Annotated in this window: 3 protein-coding genes; all 3 read left to right on the top strand. The window is 34.3% G+C overall.

Features of this window, described 5'->3' with window-relative positions; genetic code table 11:
• The first annotated feature begins 289 nt into the window (after positions 1-289).
• On the top strand, positions 290-541 hold the full coding sequence (locus DS743_RS00045) for a type II toxin-antitoxin system HicA family toxin (RefSeq protein ID WP_003616790.1): 252 nt from the start codon (positions 290-292) through the stop codon (positions 539-541).
• The gene (locus DS743_RS00040; protein ID WP_003616793.1) at positions 528-899 is read left to right on the top strand and encodes a type II toxin-antitoxin system HicB family antitoxin; all 372 of its coding nucleotides are present in this window, start codon (positions 528-530) and stop codon (positions 897-899) included. Before DS743_RS00045 ends, DS743_RS00040 begins: the two co-directional genes overlap by 14 nt.
• 433 nt (positions 900-1,332) lie before the next feature.
• Complete coding sequence (locus DS743_RS00035) at positions 1,333-3,585, top strand: class III lanthionine synthetase LanKC N-terminal domain-containing protein (protein ID WP_035183926.1); 2,253 nt, start codon at positions 1,333-1,335, stop codon at positions 3,583-3,585.
• The last annotated feature ends 158 nt before the right edge of the window (positions 3,586-3,743 follow it).

Here is a 3,743-nt window from a genome sequence, read left to right as displayed (position 1 = left end):
GTATCAAACTTGCATCTTTGTATCCAAAGCTATAGCGCTAAACATACTTAAGATATCAGTATGACACTACACTAGCAAAAGTATAGTCCAGAAATAATTTGACTCAATTATAAAGGGCTATCTCGACGTACGCATCAGTTTGGATAATCTGCGAGGTAAAAGCAAAATAGCTATAGTAAGTAATTTGCACAAGAATATGTTAAATCGCAGATAGTCAATATTTTGGTTTAAAGGCTGTATCTTTTGACACCGAATATGACACCATATATAATGATACTAGGAGTTTATAATGTCGAAATGGGATAAACTGTTACAGCGCATCCTTTCATTATCAAAAGGCATGCGTTTTGTTGAATTGAAGAAGGTTCTAGAAAGTTATGGTTATGTAATGACGGCACCAAGAAGTGGAAGTAGTCATTATACGTTTCGCAAACCGGGTAAAACTCCCATTACGATCCCTAAACATGAACCGATTAAGAAAATATACGTTGAAATGGTACGCAAAGTTGTTGAGGAGGAAACGAAGCATGAAGACAATTGATGATTATCTGGCTCTTCCATACAGACTTGAACTTGTACCTGATCCAGATGAAGGCGGTTATGTTGCCAGCTATCCAGAATTGCCTGGATGCATTACTATCGGGGAAAGTCTAGAAGCTGCCGCGAAAAACGCGGAGGATGCTAAAAAAGCGTGGCTGGAAGCCGCGCTGGAGGATGGTATTGAGATAGCAGAGCCGGCATCTCTGGATGACTATTCCGGGCAATTTAAGCTGCGGATTCCCAAGAGCCTGCACCGCTCACTTGCTGAACACTCTAAACGCGAAGGTGTCAGCATGAACCAGTATTGTGTCTATTTGCTGTCTAAGAATGATGCGCTGGAAGAAAGAAATAGAGCTTGATGTTGGAAACTACCTGGTTATTGCCGGGTAGTTTTTTATTGCAAAAATAGGGTAGAAATGCCTATCGAATGCTGAGTAATGTCTTGATTATAAAGAAGAGCAAAGCGATTTAATAAAATGCTTTGCTCTTCTTGTATATATAAGTGAATCTTTTTAACAGCGACGTATTACTTAACGCAGCTGATTGTATTTGTCTTGCAATAAAAAGTTAATCGTCTAACATCAGAATGAACTTTCTTTTGCGCTAACATTTTTAACTTATGTAATTCTTTCATTTTGTTACCTCCTAAAAATTGTTTACCACAGTATACCTCCAACAAAATTAAAATACAAGGGTTTACTTTATATTTTTTTAATGTAAAATTTACCGTATAATATGGTGGATAAATTTGGAAGTGTAGGAAGAAAACACAAAAATATGAGGAGAAAAAACATGATAAATTTGAACTACCAGTCAAGTGACACATCACTTCTTCCGAGTGATTTTCAATTAGAAGATTATAAAAAAATTGCAAGAGATAGCAAAAAACGCTTTCTTCAATTTTGCTTTTCCAATGCTGAAATTCCCGATCAAGGATTCAAAATTCATATATCTGCAACACAAATCAATTATCAAGTGATTCTTGATGAAGTGTTTGATCTCTGTAAGTCAAATTTGATAGATTTCAAATATATATCTAATAGAGAACAACTTCTTGACAATTTGGCAGGAAAAGATGATTTATGGGCTAGTGGGAAATTTATTACTATCTATCCTTCAAGCTTGGATGACTTCAAAAAAGTTATAGTTAAACTCTACGAAAATAATGTATTGAAAGTTCAAGATGGTATAGCAATATTTTCAGACAGGCGATATAGAGATTCAAACGTAATTTTTTATAGGTATGGTAGGCTTAAGGGACCGGATAAATGGATTTATAATCCTATTACGAAATTAAAGGAATATAGGGACTATGAGAGTATGGAGTACCGCTTACCAGCTTGGGTTGATGAGCCATTTCCAGATAACTCAGATGATAGTAAAACATGTAAATACTTGTTTAAGAAAATTATTCCAACGGAAGGGCTAAATTCTAAGCCTTCAGGAGCTACGTTTTTAGCCCATGTTGCCGGTAGTGAAGAGGAATTTGTCCTAAAAAATGCGCATCCAGGATATATGAACTTGGGGGTAGCATGTACAGATTCGCTGAAGAATGAAGCGGTAAATATAAAGAGAATGATGAAATTCGATTTTATTCCTAATTATATTGCTGATTTTTCAGAAGACGAAGATTATTTTTTATGTGAAGAAAAAAAGTGCGGCCTAAGTGTTGATGACTATCGTGCGGATTCGCACCATAATTTTATTGATAAAAAGTTACGTAAGAAAACAATCAATGACTACAGAAAATCGATTACAGATCTATTGAAAAATGTACAGATACTTCATGATGAAAGGATTTTTTTAGGAGATATATCATCGGAAAATGTTTTAGTAGATCCAGAAACTAACCTTGTAAGTTTTGTAGATTTAGAGCAAAGCGTATTTTTAGAAGATCATTCGAAAATAGCTTTTTTTGCACGTACTGAAGGCTTCTTTGATGAAAATACACCATTTTTAGCCCCAATTGCTCAAGATAATCAACAATTAGCATATTTATTGATATCATTTTTCTGTCGAGGAAATATGTTCTTGTTGATCGATCATAGTGGCGCTATGACAATTAATTTTTTTAAGCAGTATGCGTCAACTCATAATCTTCCAAAAGTTTTTGTCGATGTCATCATGGACTTATTAGAAGATCCAAATCAGCGGTTAGATAATTTGGTTGAAGTGTTAGATAAGATGGATTGTGAGAACCTCTATAATTCCGAAGATTTGGTTTCTTTAGATGACTTTCAATACGAACTTGTTAAATCTGTATATCTGGCCATGATTGATGGAATACAAATTGATGATAAGAAAACTCTTTTCTTTGAGGAAGATACGGATTTAATATTCAATGAGAATATGGTGTCTATCTACAAGGAGTATCTCCAAAAGCCAACGATCTTTAATGATATATTTTTTGAAAAAAAGATGCATAACCATGTTATTTCAGAAGGCAAGAGATTGGTGGAGATGCTTAAGGATGGGGATGAGCGATTAGCGGAAACCTCATTAGTTCAAGTATATGCATTACTCTTGTGTACTATAAAAATTGCAAGTCCTAGTGAAAAAATTATTATAGATAGTTTGATAAACTATACACAAGAAAAATATATGGAATCTACAATAAATGGAAAATTCTTTAGGATAACGGAATATTCAACATATTTATCACCATATTTTGCTGACGGCACGGCAGGTATGATCAACATTTTGCTGGAATACAGGGAAAAATTTCATGATACCAAATATGATGCGTCGATTCTAGATTTAGTTAATTCTATTTCTCAAGAACATATGCCTAAAAATAGTTCTCTGTATAGAGGATTAGGAAGTTTCATATACGTCCTTCAGAAATTCAAAAAAATATTTAAATCAAGCAAACGAGATAATGATATAAGGGAAATGTTTAGGAATCTTCCGTTGTACTCAATTGTTTCTAATGGTAATAGATACATGGTTGATGAGTCGTTTAGGCGCATAAGCTTAGACTTTGCGGATGGAAATGCTGGAATTATATTTTTGATAGAACAAGCTAAGCAAATGGTAATTTTATAGATTTAAAAAGGTTGTGAGTGTTTTGTATTATTCAGATTTTATCAAGGGCAACCGAGTTAGGTTTATCGCGATCATTCTTTTAGTGCTAATTTCCCAGGATTTTACAACTCAAGCCATACGGCTGACAGATTTTCTGCCAGCCGTATTTCTTTTATGCA

The sequence above is a fragment of the Lactobacillus leichmannii genome, assembly GCF_024701915.1.
GTDB classification, from domain to species: domain Bacteria; phylum Bacillota; class Bacilli; order Lactobacillales; family Lactobacillaceae; genus Lactobacillus; species Lactobacillus delbrueckii.
This window is presented reverse-complemented; position numbering and strand designations above follow the sequence as displayed.